Origin of the sequence: Paracoccus cavernae (genome assembly GCF_042430175.1) — a bacterium.
Classification (GTDB): Bacteria; Pseudomonadota; Alphaproteobacteria; order Rhodobacterales; family Rhodobacteraceae; genus Paracoccus; species Paracoccus cavernae.
This window is the reverse complement of sequence record NZ_JBHMDZ010000001.1, coordinates 142,997-160,775: the sequence shown is the minus strand read 5'-3', so window position 1 is coordinate 160,775 and position 17,779 is coordinate 142,997. Positions and strand designations below refer to the sequence as shown.

General features: G+C 64.0%; 21 protein-coding genes. 16 read left to right on the top strand and 5 right to left on the bottom strand.

Annotated elements, in window-relative coordinates:
• The first annotated feature begins 22 nt into the window (after positions 1 to 22).
• The gene (locus ACFFUC_RS00790; protein WP_377682628.1) at positions 23 to 508 is read left to right on the top strand and encodes an ABZJ_00895 family protein; all 486 of its coding nucleotides are present in this window, start codon (positions 23 to 25) and stop codon (positions 506 to 508) included.
• 84 nt (positions 509 to 592) lie between these two features.
• Here the strand turns inward: ACFFUC_RS00790 and ACFFUC_RS00785 are convergent, their stop codons facing one another.
• Together ACFFUC_RS00785 and ACFFUC_RS00780 are read right to left on the bottom strand one after the other, a co-directional pair.
• On the bottom strand, positions 593 to 1,516 hold the full coding sequence (locus ACFFUC_RS00785) for a cation diffusion facilitator family transporter (RefSeq protein ID WP_377682627.1): 924 nt from the start codon (positions 1,514 to 1,516) through the stop codon (positions 593 to 595).
• 281 nt (positions 1,517 to 1,797) lie between these two features.
• Positions 1,798 to 2,538, bottom strand: a complete 741-nt coding sequence (locus ACFFUC_RS00780; RefSeq protein WP_377682625.1) for an N-formylglutamate amidohydrolase — start codon at positions 2,536 to 2,538, stop codon at positions 1,798 to 1,800.
• Positions 2,539 to 2,673: 135 nt separating this feature from the next.
• Between ACFFUC_RS00780 and pyk the strand changes: the two genes are divergently transcribed.
• From pyk to ACFFUC_RS00725, 11 genes are all read left to right on the top strand, one after another.
• Positions 2,674 to 4,119, top strand: a complete 1,446-nt coding sequence (gene pyk / locus ACFFUC_RS00775; RefSeq protein WP_377682623.1) for a pyruvate kinase — start codon at positions 2,674 to 2,676, stop codon at positions 4,117 to 4,119.
• Between the two features lie 39 nt (positions 4,120 to 4,158).
• A complete protein-coding gene (locus ACFFUC_RS00770; RefSeq protein WP_377682621.1) occupies positions 4,159 to 4,434 on the top strand; it encodes a hypothetical protein in 276 nt (91 codons plus the stop codon).
• A gap of 175 nt (positions 4,435 to 4,609) precedes the next feature.
• The gene (gene rpmI, locus ACFFUC_RS00765) at positions 4,610 to 4,810 is read left to right on the top strand and encodes a 50S ribosomal protein L35 (protein WP_377682619.1); all 201 of its coding nucleotides are present in this window, start codon (positions 4,610 to 4,612) and stop codon (positions 4,808 to 4,810) included.
• 12 nt (positions 4,811 to 4,822) lie between these two features.
• Positions 4,823 to 5,182, top strand: coding sequence for a 50S ribosomal protein L20 (gene rplT, locus ACFFUC_RS00760; protein WP_377682616.1), 360 nt, complete (start codon positions 4,823 to 4,825; stop codon positions 5,180 to 5,182).
• A 118-nt stretch (positions 5,183 to 5,300) separates the two neighbouring features.
• Positions 5,301 to 5,765, top strand: coding sequence for a carboxymuconolactone decarboxylase family protein (locus ACFFUC_RS00755; protein WP_377682614.1), 465 nt, complete (start codon positions 5,301 to 5,303; stop codon positions 5,763 to 5,765).
• Between the two features lie 34 nt (positions 5,766 to 5,799).
• Positions 5,800 to 7,170 (top strand): cytochrome P450, encoded by a 1,371-nt coding sequence (locus tag ACFFUC_RS00750; RefSeq protein WP_377682612.1) that lies wholly within the window; start codon positions 5,800 to 5,802, stop codon positions 7,168 to 7,170.
• Positions 7,171 to 7,217: 47 nt separating this feature from the next.
• Positions 7,218 to 7,556: an arsenate reductase family protein gene (locus ACFFUC_RS00745; protein ID WP_377682611.1), complete on the top strand. Its 339-nt coding sequence runs from the start codon at positions 7,218 to 7,220 to the stop codon at positions 7,554 to 7,556.
• 57 nt (positions 7,557 to 7,613) lie between these two features.
• Positions 7,614 to 8,696 carry a phenylalanine--tRNA ligase subunit alpha gene (pheS, locus tag ACFFUC_RS00740; RefSeq protein WP_377682609.1) on the top strand — a complete coding sequence of 361 codons (1,083 nt, stop codon included), beginning with the start codon at positions 7,614 to 7,616 and terminating at the stop codon, positions 8,694 to 8,696.
• Positions 8,693 to 9,121, top strand: coding sequence for a hypothetical protein (locus tag ACFFUC_RS00735; protein ID WP_377682608.1), 429 nt, complete (start codon positions 8,693 to 8,695; stop codon positions 9,119 to 9,121). Before pheS ends, ACFFUC_RS00735 begins: the two co-directional genes overlap by 4 nt.
• Before the next feature lie 10 nt (positions 9,122 to 9,131).
• On the top strand, positions 9,132 to 11,519 hold the full coding sequence (pheT, locus tag ACFFUC_RS00730) for a phenylalanine--tRNA ligase subunit beta (RefSeq protein ID WP_377682606.1): 2,388 nt from the start codon (positions 9,132 to 9,134) through the stop codon (positions 11,517 to 11,519).
• A gap of 89 nt (positions 11,520 to 11,608) precedes the next feature.
• A complete protein-coding gene (locus ACFFUC_RS00725; protein ID WP_377682604.1) occupies positions 11,609 to 12,574 on the top strand; it encodes a DMT family transporter in 966 nt (321 codons plus the stop codon).
• Between the two features lie 3 nt (positions 12,575 to 12,577).
• Here ACFFUC_RS00725 and ACFFUC_RS00720 read toward each other — a convergent pair whose 3' ends face one another.
• Positions 12,578 to 13,285: a glutathione S-transferase N-terminal domain-containing protein gene (locus ACFFUC_RS00720; RefSeq protein ID WP_377682603.1), complete on the bottom strand. Its 708-nt coding sequence runs from the start codon at positions 13,283 to 13,285 to the stop codon at positions 12,578 to 12,580.
• Positions 13,286 to 13,377: 92 nt separating this feature from the next.
• On the opposite strand from ACFFUC_RS00720, the gene mscL reads away from it, so the two are divergent.
• The gene (gene mscL / locus ACFFUC_RS00715) at positions 13,378 to 13,818 is read left to right on the top strand and encodes a large conductance mechanosensitive channel protein MscL (protein WP_377682601.1); all 441 of its coding nucleotides are present in this window, start codon (positions 13,378 to 13,380) and stop codon (positions 13,816 to 13,818) included.
• A gap of 89 nt (positions 13,819 to 13,907) precedes the next feature.
• Here mscL and ald read toward each other — a convergent pair whose 3' ends face one another.
• Positions 13,908 to 15,026 (bottom strand): alanine dehydrogenase, encoded by a 1,119-nt coding sequence (gene ald, locus ACFFUC_RS00710; protein ID WP_377682600.1) that lies wholly within the window; start codon positions 15,024 to 15,026, stop codon positions 13,908 to 13,910.
• 160 nt (positions 15,027 to 15,186) lie between these two features.
• Between ald and ACFFUC_RS00705 the strand changes: the two genes are divergently transcribed.
• Entirely contained in the window at positions 15,187 to 15,645 is a 459-nt protein-coding gene (locus ACFFUC_RS00705; RefSeq protein WP_377682598.1) for an Lrp/AsnC family transcriptional regulator, read from the top strand.
• A gap of 91 nt (positions 15,646 to 15,736) precedes the next feature.
• On the opposite strand, the gene rpsU is transcribed toward ACFFUC_RS00705, so the two are convergent.
• Positions 15,737 to 15,943, bottom strand: a complete 207-nt coding sequence (gene rpsU / locus ACFFUC_RS00700; protein ID WP_011748553.1) for a 30S ribosomal protein S21 — start codon at positions 15,941 to 15,943, stop codon at positions 15,737 to 15,739.
• 124 nt (positions 15,944 to 16,067) lie between these two features.
• On the opposite strand from rpsU, the gene ACFFUC_RS00695 reads away from it, so the two are divergent.
• Both ACFFUC_RS00695 and ACFFUC_RS00690 read left to right on the top strand, forming a co-directional pair.
• The gene (locus tag ACFFUC_RS00695) at positions 16,068 to 16,772 is read left to right on the top strand and encodes a COQ9 family protein (RefSeq protein ID WP_377682593.1); all 705 of its coding nucleotides are present in this window, start codon (positions 16,068 to 16,070) and stop codon (positions 16,770 to 16,772) included.
• Entirely contained in the window at positions 16,772 to 17,758 is a 987-nt protein-coding gene (locus ACFFUC_RS00690) for an NAD(P)H-quinone oxidoreductase (RefSeq protein ID WP_377682591.1), read from the top strand. Before ACFFUC_RS00695 ends, ACFFUC_RS00690 begins: the two co-directional genes overlap by 1 nt.
• The last annotated feature ends 21 nt before the right edge of the window (positions 17,759 to 17,779 follow it).

The following is a 17,779-nucleotide window of genomic DNA, read 5'->3' as shown; positions in this document are numbered from 1 at the left end:
ATTTGTTCATCACGAGGTTCCCATGGCGGATCGTTCCACGCCACGCCCGACATCGCTGTCGTTTCTTCTGCTGGTCTATATCGCCCTGCTGATCGGCGGCATCGCTTTGTTCTACATCATTGTCTATGCGGCAGAAGCCTTCTTTGGCCTCTCCTTCCCCGAGAGCAACTCGATGGGGCTCGTCATCATTCTGGTCGCGGCGAATTCGACGGGTACGATCTGGTTCAACCGCGAGCAGGTCGTCCCTTCGAGCGGCCGCAAATGGGCGCTGGCCGCGCTGATGTGCATCGCGACGACCGCCGTTCAGGGCGCGATGTTCTTTCTTTTGCTTTTCGGACTGGATGAGGTCGGGCAGTTCAAGCGCGAGTTCGCGGGCGACGACAGAATGCTGATCGTCGCGGCCTTGCTGACGGTCGTCTTCCTGCAGTTCCTGCTGCTGCGCGCCTCGCTGTGGTTCGGGATCCGTACGGCGGCCAAACGGCACGCGGCTTTGGCCGCCAAGGCCTGAGCACCGAGGATCGGGCCCAAATCGGGCACGGAAATGCACAGGGCCGGAGGATCGAACCTCCGGCCCTTTTTCATGTCGCGCGGCTCATTCGGCCCAGTCGACATCGGTGGTGAAGGCGATGGTCAGCCAGCGGTCGGGGCCCTCGTCGCCGATCTCGCGGCCGATTTCGTCGCGGATACGGTCCCATTCCTCGAGGCGGCGCGGCGGCAGGCCCTGCGGAACGATGAAGTAGAGCTCGATCTGGCGGCCGCGCCCGACGCGGGCGACATAGGCGCGATAGGTCACGAAGCCGTAGCGCGCGACGACCTTTTCGGCGATCTCGTCGATCTGGTGCTTCATATCGGCAGGGGTGACCAGCAGGATGTCCGAGAACGACTGCACCAGCGTCGAAATCGGCATCGGGATCACGAAAAGACAGACCACGGCCAGCACGGCGGGGTCGACATAGGGCACCATCCAGTCAAGCGTCGTGCCGCGAATGGCCCAGCCGAAAATGAAGGCCGCCAGCAGCGCGCCGGTCAGCGCCGCCGAGATGGTCCATGCCTTGGAGTCGAGCTCGATGAAGTTCGAGCCGATCTTGCGGTTGGCGCGGCGGGTATAGACGACCATGGTGACCGCCGCCGCCAGCTGGACCACGGCAAAGACCATCGCCTTGCCGAATTCGACCGGATGGCCCTCGTTCATCAGGCTGCTCAGCGCGCCGATCAGCGCGGTCAGTGCGGTGCCGATCAACAGAACGCCGCTTAGTGCCAGCACCATCGGTTCGAGATGCCAGAAGCCCATGGTGAAATGCTGCACCAGCTTGGTGCGCGTGCTTTCGGCCAAAGAGGCGGTGATCAGTTTCGAGACCAGCAGCGCGACCATGGTCATCGAGGCATCCATCAAGGAATAGATCCCGTCGAAAATGATCGAGCCCGAGCTGATCAGCAGGCCGTATATCACGCCGAAAGCCGCCAGCGCGAATGTCACCACGATCGAGAGGCGCAGGACGCTTTGTTCGGTTCTCATGCTCGTCTTCCTTCATCCGCTTCGGGCGCAGGACCGGCGTGCCTGTCCGCGCGCCGGGGCCGGAGGGGCCGTGGCGGGGGCGGCGATCCCGATCTTTGCCCGCTCCGGCCTGCGCTTTGGGCGCTTTCGGGGCTCGGGGCGACAAAGGGGCCGTCTGCGGCCGCACGGGAATGGTGTTGTCTCCGGCCGAAGCGGTCGCGGCCTTGGAGGCGGACCTTTCTTCGACCCGCCCGCGCCGCGACATCGGGATCGCGAACAGGCGTCGGACAAGCGGTTATGCGCTAAATTCCCGCGCTCTCTAGCAGAGCGGGCAGGACATCCGCAAGCTTGGCGGCCCAGAGCGCCTGACCTGCTGCGTCGCGGATCAGGTCGTTGCGGATCTCGATCAGCACATTCGGGCGGCCGTGGGCAAGCGCGTGCTGGTCGATGGAATCGCCTTCGAGGTGGCCCGAATAGGGCTCGTTGTCGCCGGTGATCCAGCCCTGGTCGCGGCTGATGCGGACCAGTTCCGGCCCCAGCCTCTCGTCGCGGTGCGAATAAAGGACGCCGACCTGCCACGGGCGCGGCGGTCGGCCGCGCAATTGTGGCGTAAAGCTGTGGATGGCGCAGATCGCCCGCGCCGGATGGGCGGCGGCCAGCGCGGCATAGGCATCGTGATAGGGGCGGTAGAGCCGCGCGATACGCTCGGCGCGGCCCGCTTCGTCGATGTCGCGGTTCGCCGGAATGACGGTGCCGTCGTAGATGCGCATGATCAGGGTCGGATCATCGGCGCCACGGTTGGGGTCGATCACGAGACGCGAGAAATCCGACAAAAGCGCCGGCGCATCGAGTTTCAAAGCCAGAGCTTCGGCCAGACCGGCGGCACCGACATCATAGGCGATGTGGCGTGCCATGTCTTCGGCCGCGATCCCGAGGCTGCCGCCGCCGATCCAGTCGGGCACATGGTTGGTCGCGTGATCGCAGGTCACAAGCCAGCGCGAAGGGCGGTCTTTGCCGAAGATTGTAAAGGGCTGTTTTGTCATGGTCCGGTCGCCGTTTTCGGTGCAAGCTTAGCGGGCATGAAATGGAAGTGCCAGTTGCCCGACCGCTTGCTCCATGGGGGGCAATGGGTCATAGATAGCGCGCTCGATAGCGCAAACATGAAAAGGAAGACGTGGATGAGACGGCATCGCAAGGTCAAAATCGTTGCAACTTTGGGCCCTGCATCGAGCGACCACGCGACGATCAAGGCATTGTTCGAAGCCGGCGCCGACGTTTTCCGCCTGAACATGAGCCACGGCACCCATGCCGAGCAAAAGGCGCGTTTCGACATCATCCGCCAGATCGAGGCCGAGACCGGCCGTCCGATCGCGGTTCTGGCCGATCTTCAGGGCCCCAAGCTGCGCGTCGGCGTTTTCGCCGATGGTGCGCATGACCTGCAGGTCGGTGATTCGTTCCGCTTCGACCTCGACGATGCGCCGGGCGACGCCACCCGCGTCCAGTTGCCCCATCCCGAGATTTTCGCGGCGCTCGAGGCCGGTTCGACCCTGCTGGTCAATGACGGCAAGATCCGCCTGCGCGTCGAGGATTTCGGTCCCGATTACGCCAATTGCCGCGTGACGGTCGGCGGGTCGATCTCGAACCGCAAGGGCGTGAACGTGCCCGACGTGGTCCTGCCTTTGGCCGCGCTTTCGGACAAGGACCGCGGGGATCTGGAATTCGCCTGCAGCATCGGCGTCGACTGGCTGGCTTTGTCCTTCGTCCAGCGCCCCGAAGACGTGATCGAGGCCCGCAATCTCGCCAAGGGGCGCGCCGCGATCCTGTCGAAGATCGAAAAGCCCGCCGCCGTGCGTGCCTTTGCCGAAATCCTCAAGGTCTCGGACGGGATCATGGTGGCGCGCGGCGATCTGGGCGTCGAACTGCCGGTCCATTCCGTGCCGCCGATCCAGAAGCGCCTTGTCCGTGCCTGCCGCTCGGCGGCAAAGCCGGTGATCGTTGCGACGCAGATGCTCGAATCGATGATCGAAAGCCCGATGCCGACCCGCGCCGAAGTCTCCGACGTCGCGACAGCGATCTACGAGGGCGCGGATGCCGTCATGCTCTCTGCCGAAAGCGCCGCCGGTGCATGGCCGGTCGAAGCCGTCTCCACAATGGATAGCGTTGCCCGCTCGGTCGAAAGCGATCCGACCTATCGCGAGGTCATCGAAAGCTCGCGCAGCGTCAGTCGCGAAAGTGTGGCGGATGCGATCGTCGGTGCCGCCCGCGAAGTCGCCGAGACCACCGATGTCGTCGCGATCTGCGCCTTTACCAAATCGGGCACCACGGTCAGCCTGACCGCCCGCGAGCGTCCGCGCGTGCCGATCATCGCCATGTGCTCCGAGGAAACCACCCTGCGCCGCTTGTGCCTGACCTGGGGCGCGCATTGCGTGCGCACGCCCGAGCTGGAGCGCTTCAAACAGGCCGTGGTCAATGCCGCCAAAGCCGCGCGCGAATTCGGTTTCGCCAACGAGACGCAGAACATCATCGTGGTCGCCGGCGTGCCCTTCAAGACCTCGGGGACGACGAACATCCTTCGTGTCGCACCCTGCGACGAGCGCTTGATCTATCGCACCGATCCGGAATAATCGCGCAGGGATGCGGTTTTCCAGCCATAGGGTGAGACGATGGTCGATCTTCTTTTGATAGCGGGCTCGGCCTTCGGCGTGCTCTCGGTCATCCTGGCGGTCATCGCCGTGATGCAGACGCGCGCGCCCCGCGGCGCGGCGATCGGGCTGATGCTGGCGATCATCTTCTTCGTGCTCGGAGCCAAGGTCGATCCCGCGGCGATCAATCCGATCCGTCTGGGCGAGGCATGGCAAAAGCTTTTTGCCGGCCAGATCTCCCTGCAGGAACCCGAAGGCGCGGGCGCCCTTCCCGATGCGGGGCAGGGCCACCAGTGACGTCCGGTTGCCCGAAGCACCGCGCGCTGCAACAGGCGCCGGATTCGGGCACCACCAGCACGCCGTAAGGGCTTGCGTTTTTCCGTGCCGCCCCATAAAGGCTGCATTCCACCCGCGCTTCCGGCCAATTGGCATTGCCGAGTCGCGCGTTCACTCTGACCGCAAGGAGAGTAAAATGCCGAAGATGAAGACCAAAGCGGCCGCTAAAAAGCGGTTCTCTTTCACTGCCTCGGGTAAGGTCAAAGCCGGCCCGGCTGGCAAGCGCCATGGCATGATCAAACGCTCGACGAAATTCATCCGCGACGTCACCGGGACCATGATCCTGTGCGAAGCGGACGCGAAAATCGTCAAGAAATACATGCCTTACAACCGCTAAGGAGAACCGGACATGGCACGAGTTAAATCGGGTAAAGTTACCCACGCCCGCCACAAGAAGGTTCTTGACGCGGCAAAAGGCTATTACGGCAACCGTTCGCGCAACTTCCGTACCGCGACCCAGGCTGTCGACAAAGCCAACCAATACGCGACCCGCGACCGCAAGAACCGCAAGCGCACCTTCCGCGCTCTGTGGATCCAGCGCATCAACGCTGCTGTCCGCGCGATCGATCCGGCGCTGACCTATTCGCGTTTCATCGCTGCTCTGGCGAAATCGGGCATCGAAGTCGACCGCAAAGTCCTGGCCGATCTGGCCGTGCACGAGCCGGAGGCTTTTGCCGCGATCGTCGACAAGGCACGCGCTGCAGCCTGATTTCAGGTGAACGTGACGAAATTGGAAACACCCGTGCATTGCGCGGGTGTTTTTTTTGCGTGATGGTCAGGCGAGATTGTCCGGAGCTTCCGGACGCATCCGGCAGAAGGCAGCGCATATGATCACCACCCATCGCACCGATTACTACAAGGCCTCCCCCCAGGCGATGAAGGCGATGATCGACCTCGAGACGGTGACGCGCCGCCTGTCGATCCCCCATGACCTGCAAGAGCTGATCAAGCTGCGGGTCTCGCAGATCAACGGCTGCGCCTTTTGCCTCGATGTCCATGCCCCCAAGGCGCGCAAGGCGGGCGTGAGCCAGCAAAAGCTCGATGTGTTGGCGGCATGGCGCGAAAGCACGGCCTTCAGCGCGCGCGAGCGGGCGGCGCTCGGCTGGGCCGACAGCCTGACGCGGATCGAGACGAGCGGCGCGGCCGATGCCGATTTCGCGCCGCTGGCAGAGCAGTTCAGCGAGCAGGAGCAGGTCGATCTGACGTTGGTCATCACCACGATGAACGCCTGGAACCGTTTTGCCGTGGGCTTCCGCGTCGTGCATCCCGCGCGCCCCGAAGGCGCTGATTAAGGGAACCCTCCGCGCGGGGGCGGGTTGGGCCGCTATGGATAAGACATTCGCCGCACAGAATTTTCCGCCCCGCGTCACACCGAACCGCAGACGCCTCGGGCCGATCGGCTCGGCGCTTGTCGCGCGGCGCAACGTCCTCGAACTGATCCCCGAGATCGCCTATCGCCAGCCGATGGTTTCGGGCAAGACCGGCAAGCGCTGGCATATGGTGATGGATCCGGCGGCGCTGCGGCGCGTGCTCAAGGAGAATGTCGCTGATTACCCGAAATCGCTGGTGACGCGGCTGATGCTGGAGCCGGCGGTCGGCCAGTCGATGTTCGTGGCCGAGGGCGCGCATTGGCGCTGGCAGCGTCTTGCCGCCGCGCCCGCTTTCGCGCAGCGCCATGTCGATGCCTTGGCCCCCGTCATGAGCGCCGCAGCCGAGGCCTCGATCCGCCGCATCGGCGCGGGTGTGGCGGAAGGGCAGGGCGGAATCGATATCTTCGCCGAAATGGTTGCCGCCACCTTTGAGGTGATCTCGGATGTGACCTTCTCGGACGGGGCGGGCTTTGATCGCGACGAGGTTCATACCGCCGTCGACCGCTATATCGCGGGCACGGCGCGGCTTTCGGTTCTGGATGTGCTGGGCGCTCCGGCATGGATCCCGCGTCCGGGGCGGCTGTTTCAGGGCGCGACGTTGCGGCGTCTCAAGGGCGTTGCCGACCGCTCGATCGCGGCGCGGCGCGCCTCGGGGCCGCGTCCGGTGCCCGATCTTCTCGACCTGCTTCAGGCGGGGGTCGACCCCGAGACCGGACGGCGCATGAGCGATGCCGATCTGCGCGACAATCTGGTGACCTTCATCGTCGCGGGCCACGAGACCACGGCTCTGACCTTGGCCTGGGCGCTTTATCTTTGCGCTTTCGATCCCGCCATTCAGGAGCGCGCCGCCGAAGAGGCGCAGGCGGTTCTGGGCGGGCGTGTGGCAGGCGCTGGCGATGTCGCCAATCTGCCCTATCTGCGCCAGATCGTCGAAGAGACCCTGCGCCTTTACCCGCCCGCCGCTTTCCTGTCGCGCACCGCCGCCGCGCCGGACGAGCTGGGCGGGCGCGAGATCCGGTCGGGCGATACGGTGATGCTGCCGATCTATGCGCTCCACCGCCACCAGCTGCTCTGGGACGATCCCGACCGCTTCGATCCCGACCGTTTTGCCGCCGGAACCCAGCGCGACCGCTTCGCCTTCCTGCCCTTCGGTGCGGGTCCGCGCATCTGCATCGGCGCGGGTTTCGCCATTCAGGAATCGGTCATCATTCTGGCCAGCCTGCTCGCACGGTTCCGCTTTGCCCTGACCGCACAACGCCCCGAGCCGCGCATGATCCTGACGCTGCGCCCGCATGGCGGGGTCTGGCTGGCGGTCTCGCCGCGCTAGGCTTTTGTCGCCATCCGCGCTAACACCGCAGCCAACAGGAGGCCTTGATGTTTGTCATTTACCACAATCCCAAATGCTCGACCTCGCGCAAGGTTCTGGACCAGATCCGCGCGGCGGGTCACGAGCCGGTCGTGATCGATTATCTCAAGGACGGCTGGACGCGCGGCCAGCTTTGGGGGCTTTTCGCTGCGGCCGGCCTGACGCCCGCTCAGGCGATGCGAACCAAAAATACCCCCGCCGAAGAACTGGGCCTGATTGGTGCCGATGACGAGGCGATCATCGCCGGCATGGTCGCCCATCCCGTGCTGGTCGAGCGTCCCTTCGTTGCAACGCCCAAAGGGGTGCGGTTGTGCAGGCCGGTGGAACGCCTCGCCGAAGTGCTGTAAGGCTTTTCCCCAAAGCCCGCGCGTGCTAATCCGCGCGGGCAATTCAGGAAAGCCGCCATGTCCGATATCGAAGCCCTCCGCTCCACCTACCTGACCCGCATCTTGGAAGCAGCCGATGCGCCCGCGCTGGAAGAGGTCCGCCTTGCCGCGCTTGGCAAGAAGGGCGAGATCAGCGGCAAGATGAAAGAGCTGGGCAAGATGAGCCCCGAGGAGCGTCAGACCACCGGCGCCGCCCTGAACCGTCTGCGCGACGAAATCGACACCGCGCTTCGTGCCCGCCGCGAGGGGATGGAGAATGCGGCGCTTGATGCCCGTCTCGCCGCCGAATGGCTGGATGTGACGCTTCCGGGCCGCCCGCGCCGCCAAGGCTCGATCCATCCGGTCAGTCAGGTGATCGAGGAAGTGACCGAGATTTTCGCCGATATGGGCTTTGCCGTGGCCGAGGGCCCGCAGGTCGAAAGCGACTGGTACAATTTCGACGCGCTGAATATCGCGCCCGAACATCCCGCGCGTCAGGAACACGACACGTTCTTCATGGCCCGTGCCGAAGGCGACGACCGCCCGCCGCATGTTTTGCGCACCCATACCTCGCCGGTGCAGGTCCGCGCGATGCTGGAGCAGGGCGCCCCGATCCGCGTCATCGCCCCCGGCCGCGTTTACCGCATGGATATGGACCAGACCCACACGCCGATGTTCCATCAGGTCGAGGGCATGGCGATCGGCAAAGACATCTCGATGGCGAACCTGAAATGGACGCTGGAGGAATTCTGCCGCGCCTTCTTCGAGGTCCCGAATGTCGAGCTGCGCTTCCGCGCCAGCCACTTCCCCTTCACCGAGCCGTCGGCCGAGGTCGATATCCGCTGCTCGTGGGAAGGCGGCAAACTGACCATCGGCGAGGGGGATTCGTGGCTGGAAATCCTCGGCTCGGGCATGATGCACCCCAAAGTCCTGCGCGCCGGCGGCATCGACCCCGACCAATGGCAGGGCTTCGCCTTCGGCATGGGCATCGACCGCATCGCCATGCTGAAATACGGTATCCCTGATCTGAGGGCATTCTTCGAAAGCGACCTGCGCTGGCTGCGTCATTACGGCTTTGCAGCGGGTGATGTGCCGAGCGTGAGTGGTGGGTTGTCGCGGTGAGTGAAGACTTAACGCTTGAAGGACAGTTTTTGGGCTGGATTGTTGACTTTGTTTCAGATCCGAGTGCGCCTTCCGGCGGAGCCGTTTATGATAAGCCGACCATACCGGATGAGTTAACGGGGTTGTTCAAAAAGCCTTATGCTGACGATCCGAATTTGGCGTGGCGTAAGTTTAGCCGCATCAAGAACGTTGCCATTGATCGCGGGTGGGTCGAAGATCAAACCCACAACGGTGGGTCCAGCGGAGAACTGCGATTGACGCCGGCGGGCTATGATCGTTGGGACTGGCACCAGACCAGAACTTTTTACAGTCGGCTAGCCAGTTTTGGTAAAACTGCGCTTGGCGCGGTGGTCGTGAACTTAGCCCTTCCCGCAGTAGTTGCATTTATAACGGTGGTTCTGACAAACCACCTTTCCCCGAAATGAGAGCCGATCCATGAAATTCACCCTCTCCTGGCTCAAAGAGCATCTTGAAACGACCGCCACCCTTGACGAGATCACCGAGGCGCTGACCGATCTCGGGCTCGAGGTCGAAGGGGTCTCGGACCCTGCGGCCAAGCTCAAGCCCTTTACCATCGCCAAGGTGCTCGAGGCCGAGCAGCATCCCGATGCCGACCGGCTGCGCGTGCTGAAAGTCGCGACCGACGAGGGCGAGAAGCAGATCGTGTGCGGTGCGCCGAATGCGCGGGCAGGGATCACGGTGGTTCTCGCGAAGCCCGGCGACTATGTTCCGGGTCTGGATGTGACGCTTGGCGTCGGCAAGATCCGCGGCATTGAAAGCCACGGGATGCTGGCCTCCGAGCGCGAGCTGGAGCTGTCGGAAGAGCATAACGGCATCATCGAGCTCCCCTCGGGCGAGGTCGGCGAGAAGTTCACCGACTGGCTGGCCGCGAACCGTGCGGGCAGCATTGATCCGGTCATCGAGATCAAGATCACCCCGAACCGCCCCGATGCGCTTGGCGTTCACGGCGTCGCGCGCGATCTGGCCGCTCGGGGGCTGGGCACGCTGAAAGCGGTGAACGCCGTCGAAATCGCGGGGAGCTTCCCTTCGCCGATCACGGTGACGATTGCCGAGGATGCCGCCAAAGGCGCGCCCTATTTCGCCGCCCGCCTGATCCGTGGCGTCAAGAACGGCCCCTCGCCGGAATGGCTGCAAAAGCGGCTGGTGGCGATCGGGCTGCGTCCGATCTCGACGCTGGTCGATATCACCAACTTCTTCACCTTCGACCTGAACCGTCCGCTGCATGTGTTCGACGCCGACAAGGTTGCGGGCAATCTGACCGTGCGCATGGCCCGCGCGGGCGAAGAGATTGTCGCGCTTGACGGCAAGACCTATCAGCTGCCCGAAAGCGTGATGGTGATTGCCGACGACAACGGCCCCGAAAGCATCGCCGGCATCATGGGCGGCGAGGCCTCGGGCTGCTCGGATGAGACGGTCAACGTCTTCGTCGAAAGCGCCTATTGGGATCCGATCACGGTTGCTGCTGCCGGTCGCAAGATGAAGATCTCGTCGGATGCGCGCTACCGCTTTGAACGCGGCGCGGATCCCGAATTCACTTTGCCCGGTCTGCATCTGGCCACGCAAATGGTGCTGGATCTTTGCGGCGGCGAAGTCTCCGAGGTCGTCACGGCAGGCGCGGTGCCCGATACGTCGCGCGCCTACAAGCTGGATGCGGCCCGCACCAAAAGCCTTGTCGGCATGGAAATCGACGAAGCCACGCAGCGCAAGACGCTGGAAGATCTGGGCTTTGTCATGCAGGGCGACATGGCCCAAGTGCCGAGCTGGCGTCCCGACGTTTTGGGCGAGGCCGATCTGGTCGAGGAAATCGCCCGTATCGCCAGCCTGACCAAGCTGGTCGGCCAGCCTTTGCCGCGCCCGCAAGCAGGTGTGCCGAAGCCGGTACTGACCACCCAGCAAGTGCGCGAGAAAGCCGCGCGCCGGATGGCTGCATCCTTGGGCTACAACGAGGCCGTGACCTATAGCTTCATCGACCAGCCTGCCGCGGAGTTCTTTGGCGGCGGCACCGAGGCCACGCGGATCGACAACCCGATTTCCTCGGAGATGACCCATCTGCGCCCCGATCTTCTACCGGGTCTTCTGGCGGCTGCGGCGCGCAATCAGGCGCGCGGTTTCGCCGATCTGGCGCTGTTTGAATGCGGCCCGATCTTCTCGGGTGGCGAACCGGGGGATCAGGCGGTCCAGATCACCGGCCTTCTGGTCGGCGCGACCTCGGCACGCGATCCCTTCGGCTCGCGTCGTGCGGTCGATGTCTATGACGCCAAAGCGGATGCCGAGGCGATCCTTGCCACGATCGGTGCACCGCAGAAGGTGCAGATCAGCCGCAAGCTGGACGCATGGTGGCATCCCGGCCGTTCGGGCGTGATGGGGTTGGGCCCGAACAAGCTCGCGACCTTCGGCGAGGTCCATCCCCGCGTGCTCAAGCATTTCGGCATCAAGGGCACGGCGGTTGCCTTTACCGTGAACCTGCAGAACGTGCCGCTGCCCAAGGTGAAAACGCCGGATCGTCCGGCGCTGGACATCTCGGACCTGCAAGCGGTCGAGCGCGACTTTGCCTTTGTGGTCGACGCACAAATCGAGGCGCTGACTTTGGTCAATGCCGCAGCCGGTGCCGACAAGGCGCTGATCGAGCGCGTGACGGTCTTCGACCAGTTCACCGGCCTCGAGGGCGGCAAGAAGTCGATCGCGATCACCGCGCGGCTCCAGCCCAAAGACAAGACCCTGACCGATGCCGATATCGAGGCGGTCAGCGCCAAGATCGTCGAGAAAGTCTCGAAGGCGACCGGCGGGACCCTGCGCGGCTAAGGCGCACGGGACGCAAACCAGCAAAGGCCGGTCCTGATTGGGCCGGCCTTTTGCCTTGAGGCGCAGACCTCGGAATGACGGAAAAGACGATGACGACGATGAAAACGGCCCAATCCTCCGCGCCGGACGGCGGCAGAAACTCCGGCCTCTTTGCCCGCTTCTGGCGCGCGCCCTACCTGCTGCTGGTCCTTGCCGTGCTGTTTTGGTCGGGCAACTTCATCGTGGGCCGCGTGACGATGGACCGGCTCAGCCCCGTGACCTTTGCTTTCTGGCGCTGGGTCGTGGCGCTGGCGGCGATCCTGCCGCTTTCTTGGCCGCATCTGCGCCGCGATCTGCGCCCCTTGCTGGCGCATTGGCCGATGGTTTTCGTGCTGGGGGCCTTGGGGATCGGGGCGTTCAACACGCTTGTCTATGCGGGGCTGCGCCAGACTACCGCGATCAACGGGCTCTTGCTGCAATCGACCATGCCGGTGATCATTCTGGGCGCGACCTTTCTGCTTTACGGGCAAAAATCCTCGGCGCGGCAAATTCTTGGCGTGCTGGTCTCGCTATTGGGGGTCGCGACGATTGCGCTGCGCGGCGATTGGTCGGGGCTTGCGGCGCTGGACGTGAACCGCGGCGATCTTTGGGTGCTGGTCGCGGTGCTGGCCTATGCGCTTTATTCGGCCTTGCTGCGCAAGAAACCGCAGGTCCATCCGCTCAGCTTCCTTGCGGCCAGTTTCGCGGTGGGGGTTTTGTGCCTTCTGCCGCTATACGCGCTGGAGCTGGCGCAGGGCGGGACAGGCCATTGGCGCGAGGGTTGGAGCGCGCCGTCGTTTCTGGCGCTGGCCTATGTCGCGCTTTTGCCCGGCGTGCTGTCCTATTTGTTCTTCAACCGTGGTGTCGAACTGGTCGGCGCGAATACCGCCGGCCATTTCATCCATCTGATGCCGATTTTCGGCAGTCTCATGGCGGTTTTCCTGCTGGGCGAGCACTTTCAAAGCTTTCACGCCACCGGAGCCGCCTTGATCGCGGCGGGGCTTGCGCTGGCGATGATCGGCCAGCGCAAATCCTGAGTTTCAGGCACCGATCTCGATGCCGCGCTGGACGGCGGGGCGGTCAAGGAAGCGGGCCAGATAGGCCTGCACATTGGCGAAGCCATCCATGCCGGTTTCCTTTTCCGCCTCGTAATTGACGCGGATGGTGCGCAGCCAGGGCGCGATTGCCATATCGGCGATGCTGTAATCGCCCGCGACCCAATCGCGGCCCTCGAGCTGGCGGTCGAGCACACCGAGCAGTCGGCGCGCCTCGGCGAGATAGCGCTGGAGCGGGCGCTTGTCCTCGATCTCGCGGCCCTTGTAGCGGTGGAAAAAGCCGACCTGACCGAACATCGGCCCCAGCCCGCCCATCTGCCACATCAGCCATTGCATGACCTCGTAGCGCGCGGCACCGGATGGAGGCAGGAACTTGCCGCTTTTGTCGCCGAGATAGATCAGGATCGCGCCGCTCTCGAACAGGCCCATCGGCTTGCCGTCCGGCCCGTTGGGGTCGAGCAGCGCGGGGATCTTGTTGTTGGGGTTGAGCGAGAGGAACTCGGGCGTCAGCTGGTCCTCGGGATTGGCGATGCTGATGCGGTGGAATTCGTAGTCCAGTCCGCTCTCCTCGAGCATGACCGAGGCCTTGATGCCGTTCGGCGTGTTGAGCGTATAGAGCTGGATGACGTCGGGGCGGGCCGGAGGCCAGCGTTTGGTGACCGGAAAGTCGGAAAGTGAAGATAAAGACGTCATTTCGGGAAACCCTTCGTACAGTTGCGGAATTGTGCATCTGTGCTAACCAAAGCGAAGAAAACACCGCGCGGAACAGGATGGAAGGTAGCAATATGATAAAAGAGTTCAAGGAATTCATTGCCCGTGGCAACGTCGTCGATCTTGCCGTGGGTATCATCATCGGCGCGGCCTTTACGGCCATCGTCAACTCGCTGGTCGCCGATCTGATCAACCCGATCATCGGTCTTCTGACCGGCGGCACCGATTTCAGCAGCCACTACGTCGTTCTCAAGGGCGAAGTGCCCCCGAACGCCAGCCTCGAAGTCGCCCGCAATACAGGCGCCTCGGTCTTCGCCTATGGCTCGTTCATCTCGGCCATCATCAACTTCCTGATCATCGCCTGGGCGGTGTTCCTGTTGGTCAAAGGCGTGAACAAGCTGCAAAACACCGTCGCCAAGAAGAAGGAAGAAGAGGCCGCAGCGGCTCCGGCCGGTCCGACCACCGAAGAGCTTCTGGCCCAGATCCGCGACGAGCTGCGCGCGACCCGCGCCTGACGTCGCGTCCCATTTGGGGATGGATGACCGAAACGAAAAACGGCGCCCTTTCGGGGCGCCGTTTCCTTTGGTCCAAAGGTCACGCGGCCTTAGCCGGCCAGCACCTGATCGGGTGTGATCGCGGGCAGACCCAGCGCCGCGCCGACCGGCGGCGAGGTCAGCCGGCCGTCATCGACCGCAAGCCCCGCGCGCAGATGCGCGTCATCGGCGATCGCCTGACGCCAGCCCTTGTCGGCCAAAGCGAGCAGGAAGGGCAGGGTGGCATTGCCGAGCGCGCGCGCCGAGGTCCGCGCCACGGCACCGGGCATATTGGCCACGCAGTAATGCAGGATGCCGTCGACCTCGTAGATCGGATCCTGATGGGTGGTCGGACGCGAAGTCTCGAAACAGCCGCCCTGATCGATGGCGACATCGACCAAAGCCGAGCCGGGCTTCATCGTCGAAAGCTGCGCGCGGGTCACGAGCTTGGGCGCAGCCGCTCCCGGCACCAGAACGGCACCCACCACCAGATCGGCACGGGTCAGCTGCTCGGCCACGGCCGCGGCGGTCGCATAGCGGGTCGTCAAACGGCCCATGAAAAGATCGTCGAGATAGGACAGGCGCGTCAGCGAACGGTCGAGCACCGTGACCGTCGCACCCATGCCGACCGCAACCCGCGCTGCAGCCGCTCCGACGACGCCGCCGCCGATGATCAGCACTTCGCCCGGGCTGACACCCGGCACGCCGCCAAGCAGGATGCCCGAGCCGCCATTGGCCTTCTGCAGCGTCCACGAGCCGACCTGCGGCGCCAGACGGCCCGCCACTTCGGACATGGGCGCGAGCAGCGGCAGGCCGCCGCGGCTGTCGGTCACGGTCTCGTAGGCGATGGCGGTGATGCCCGAGGCCAGAAGATCCTTGGTCTGTTCGGGATCGGGCGCGAGATGGAGATAGGCAAAGAGGATCTGGCCGCGGCGCAGCAGGGCGCGCTCTTGCGGCTGGGGTTCCTTGACCTTCACGATCAGCTCGGCCTCGCCGTACAGGCTGGCGGCATCGGCGATGAGGCGCGCACCGGCTGCGGTGTAATCGGCATCGGCAAAGCCCGAACCGATGCCCGCGCCCGATTCGACCAGAACCTCGTGGCCGTGCATGACCGCTTCGCGAACCGCATCCGGCGTCATCCCGACGCGAAATTCCTGAGGTTTGATTTCCTTGGGGCAACCGATCTTCATCGCCAATTCTCCTTGATCCGCGAGGGCCTGTGAACGCAGGCTTAGAGATCAGCTTTCGCCCAAATTCAACGAATAATCTTGCTAAACAATGGTCTGAAATGGTTGAAAATGGGACACAATTCGGCAATGATGCGTTCTGACGAAAGAAATGGTGACAAAATTGGAAATAGACGCAATCGATCGGCGCATTCTGGCTGCACTTCAAAAGGAAGGCCGGATCACCAATGCGGAGCTGGCGCAGAAAGTCAGCCTGTCGCCAAGCGCCTGCCATCGCCGCGTCCAGCGCCTCGAGGAAGAGGGAATCATCAGCGGCTATGTCGCCCTGCTCGACGCCCGCAAGATGGAGCGTCCCACCACCGTCTTCGTCGAGATCACGCTATCGGGTCAGGCCGACGAGCTGCTCGAAGCTTTCGAGCGGGCGGTGCGCACCATTCCCGATGTGCTCGAGTGCCATCTCATGGCGGGCTCGGCTGACTATCTGCTCAAGGTCGTGGCGCAGGATACCGACGATTTCGCGCGGATCCACCGCCAGCGCTTGGCAAAGCTTCCCGGCGTGGCACAGCTGCATTCGTCTTTCTCGTTGCGCCGCGTCGCCTTTACCACGGCACTGCCCTTCTGATTTCCTGCAACGGCTTGGCCGGAAAAAGAAAAACCCCCGACACGAAGGTCGGGGGTTTTGTCCAAAGGCTGCCATCCGGCAGACGGACGACTTACAGCGCGCCTTCGCGTTGCGCTTTTTTGCGTGCCAGCTTACGGGCACGGCGCACGGCCTCGGCCTTTTCACGGGCTTTCTTGACCGACGGTTTCTCGAAATGCTGCTTGAGCTTCATTTCACGAAAAACCCCCTCACGCTGAAGTTTCTTCTTCAGAGCGCGAAGTGCCTGTTCGACGTTATTGTCACGAACACTTACCTGCATGTGGTTGTCACCACCTTCCTAGGTTAGAGTTGAGCAGAATTGCAGGTCGCGGCCTGATAGCAGGGCAAATAGGCTTTGTCCAGAATTTGCTTCGGGCCGGGGCAGCAGCATAGTGGAGAGCTTGATGGCGATCAGGACCGATAAGGAAAAGCTCATCGAGGCCGCTTTGGGTCACGCGATCTTCGACGGCATGAACGACAAGGCGATCATGGCGGCGGCGCGCGATCTGGCGATGCCTCCCGATCTGGCGCGGGTCTATCTGCCGCAGGGCGGCGCCGATCTCGCGGCGGCCTATCACCGGCAGGGCGATGCCGCCTTGCGCGACTGGCTGGCGGACGGCGGCGCGACGGGGCGCTTTCGCGACAAGATCACGCAAGCGGTGATGTACCGCCTCGAGATCGCCGATCGCGAGCTGGTGCGCGGCGGCGCGGCGGTTCTGGCGCTGCCCCAACATGCGGCGCTCGGCGCGAAGCTGCTGTGGGAGACGGCGGATGCGGTCTGGGACGGTTTGGGCGACAGCTCGCAGGATGTGAACTGGTACTCCAAACGTGCGACGCTTTCGGCGGTTTACGGCGCGACCGCACTTTACTGGCTGGGCGACGACTCCCCCGATCTGGCGGGAACGCGCGCCTTTCTCGATCGCCGCATCGAGGGCGTAATGCGCTTCGAGGGCATCAAGAGCTTTGCGCGCAAGCTGCCCGGCGTTGCAATGCTTGGCGATCTCGCGACCGGATGGATCCGCAAACCGGCCGAGCGCATGCTGCCCGGCCGCATCCGGCCCGCCGACAAGGTCGAGCCCGCCGCCCAAGACAATGCAGGAGGGGCTTGATGCTTCCGATGATGATGAAAGCCGTCGAGATCTCGGGCCCGGGCGCGGCGGATGTGCTCAAGTTGGTCGAGCGGCCTGTGCCGGTCGCGGGCCATGGCCAGATCCTGATCCGTACCGCCTGGGCAGGGGTGAACCGCCCCGATGTGCTGCAACGCGCGGGGCATTACGCGCCTCCGGCAGGGGCCTCGGACCTGCCCGGTCTGGAGTGCTCGGGCCATGTCGTTGCGGTCGGGCCGGGCGTGACCCAGTGGCGCGAGGGCGATGCCGTCTGCGCCCTCCTGCCGGGCGGCGGCTATGCGGAATATGTTCTCTGCCCTGCCGATCACGCTTTGCCGATCCCGCATGGCCTCGGGCTGCGCGAGGCGGCGGGCCTGCCCGAGACCGCCTTTACCGTCTGGTCCAATGTGGTGATGCGCGGCGGGCTGAAGGCGGGCGAGCGGTTCTTGGTTCATGGCGGCACCTCGGGGATCGGCACGATGGCGATCCAGATTGCGCGCGCGCTTGGCGCGAGGGTCTGGGCCACGGCGGGGACCGTCCAGAAATGTGCGGCCTGCGAAAGGCTGGGCGCACAGGCGATCAACTACCGCAGCGAGGATTTCGTCGCGATCATGCGTCAGGCTGGCGGCGCCAATCTGATCCTCGATATGGTGGGAGGCAGCTATATTGCCCGCAATATCAAGGCGCTTGATGATGACGGCCGTCTGGTGATGATCGCCTTCCTCGGCGGCGCGAAGGCAGAGATGAACTTTGCCCCGATCATGATGCGGCGTCTGACGGTGACCGGCTCGACGCTGCGCCCGCAATCGGATGCGGCCAAAGCGGCGATCGCGCGCGAGCTTTTGCGCGACCTCTGGCCGCTCATCGAACATGGTCAGGTCCGGCCGCTGATCGACAGCGAATATGCGCTGGCGGACGCGGCCAAGGCCCATGCCCATATGGAGGAAGGCCAGCATATCGGAAAGATCATGCTCAAGGTCGCGGAGTAAAGCGGCGACCCGAGCGGCACC

Coding starts and splice junctions, on each gene's coding strand:
- rplT (WP_377682616.1), top strand. CDS start 4,823: ATGGCACGAGTTAAATCGGGTAAAGTTACCCACGCCCGCCACAAGAAG.
- ACFFUC_RS00745 (WP_377682611.1), top strand. CDS start 7,218: ATGTTTGTCATTTACCACAATCCCAAATGCTCGACCTCGCGCAAGGTT.
- pyk (WP_377682623.1), top strand. CDS start 2,674: ATGAGACGGCATCGCAAGGTCAAAATCGTTGCAACTTTGGGCCCTGCA.
- ACFFUC_RS00750 (WP_377682612.1), top strand. CDS start 5,800: ATGGATAAGACATTCGCCGCACAGAATTTTCCGCCCCGCGTCACACCG.
- ald (WP_377682600.1), bottom strand. CDS start 15,026: ATGAAGATCGGTTGCCCCAAGGAAATCAAACCTCAGGAATTTCGCGTC.
- ACFFUC_RS00695 (WP_377682593.1), top strand. CDS start 16,068: ATGGCGATCAGGACCGATAAGGAAAAGCTCATCGAGGCCGCTTTGGGT.
- ACFFUC_RS00790 (WP_377682628.1), top strand. CDS start 23: ATGGCGGATCGTTCCACGCCACGCCCGACATCGCTGTCGTTTCTTCTG.
- ACFFUC_RS00690 (WP_377682591.1), top strand. CDS start 16,772: ATGCTTCCGATGATGATGAAAGCCGTCGAGATCTCGGGCCCGGGCGCG.
- pheS (WP_377682609.1), top strand. CDS start 7,614: ATGTCCGATATCGAAGCCCTCCGCTCCACCTACCTGACCCGCATCTTG.
- ACFFUC_RS00780 (WP_377682625.1), bottom strand. CDS start 2,538: ATGACAAAACAGCCCTTTACAATCTTCGGCAAAGACCGCCCTTCGCGC.
- mscL (WP_377682601.1), top strand. CDS start 13,378: ATGATAAAAGAGTTCAAGGAATTCATTGCCCGTGGCAACGTCGTCGAT.
- ACFFUC_RS00720 (WP_377682603.1), bottom strand. CDS start 13,285: ATGACGTCTTTATCTTCACTTTCCGACTTTCCGGTCACCAAACGCTGG.
- pheT (WP_377682606.1), top strand. CDS start 9,132: ATGAAATTCACCCTCTCCTGGCTCAAAGAGCATCTTGAAACGACCGCC.
- ACFFUC_RS00725 (WP_377682604.1), top strand. CDS start 11,609: ATGACGACGATGAAAACGGCCCAATCCTCCGCGCCGGACGGCGGCAGA.
- ACFFUC_RS00755 (WP_377682614.1), top strand. CDS start 5,301: ATGATCACCACCCATCGCACCGATTACTACAAGGCCTCCCCCCAGGCG.
- rpsU (WP_011748553.1), bottom strand. CDS start 15,943: ATGCAGGTAAGTGTTCGTGACAATAACGTCGAACAGGCACTTCGCGCT.
- ACFFUC_RS00785 (WP_377682627.1), bottom strand. CDS start 1,516: ATGAGAACCGAACAAAGCGTCCTGCGCCTCTCGATCGTGGTGACATTC.
- ACFFUC_RS00770 (WP_377682621.1), top strand. CDS start 4,159: ATGGTCGATCTTCTTTTGATAGCGGGCTCGGCCTTCGGCGTGCTCTCG.
- rpmI (WP_377682619.1), top strand. CDS start 4,610: ATGCCGAAGATGAAGACCAAAGCGGCCGCTAAAAAGCGGTTCTCTTTC.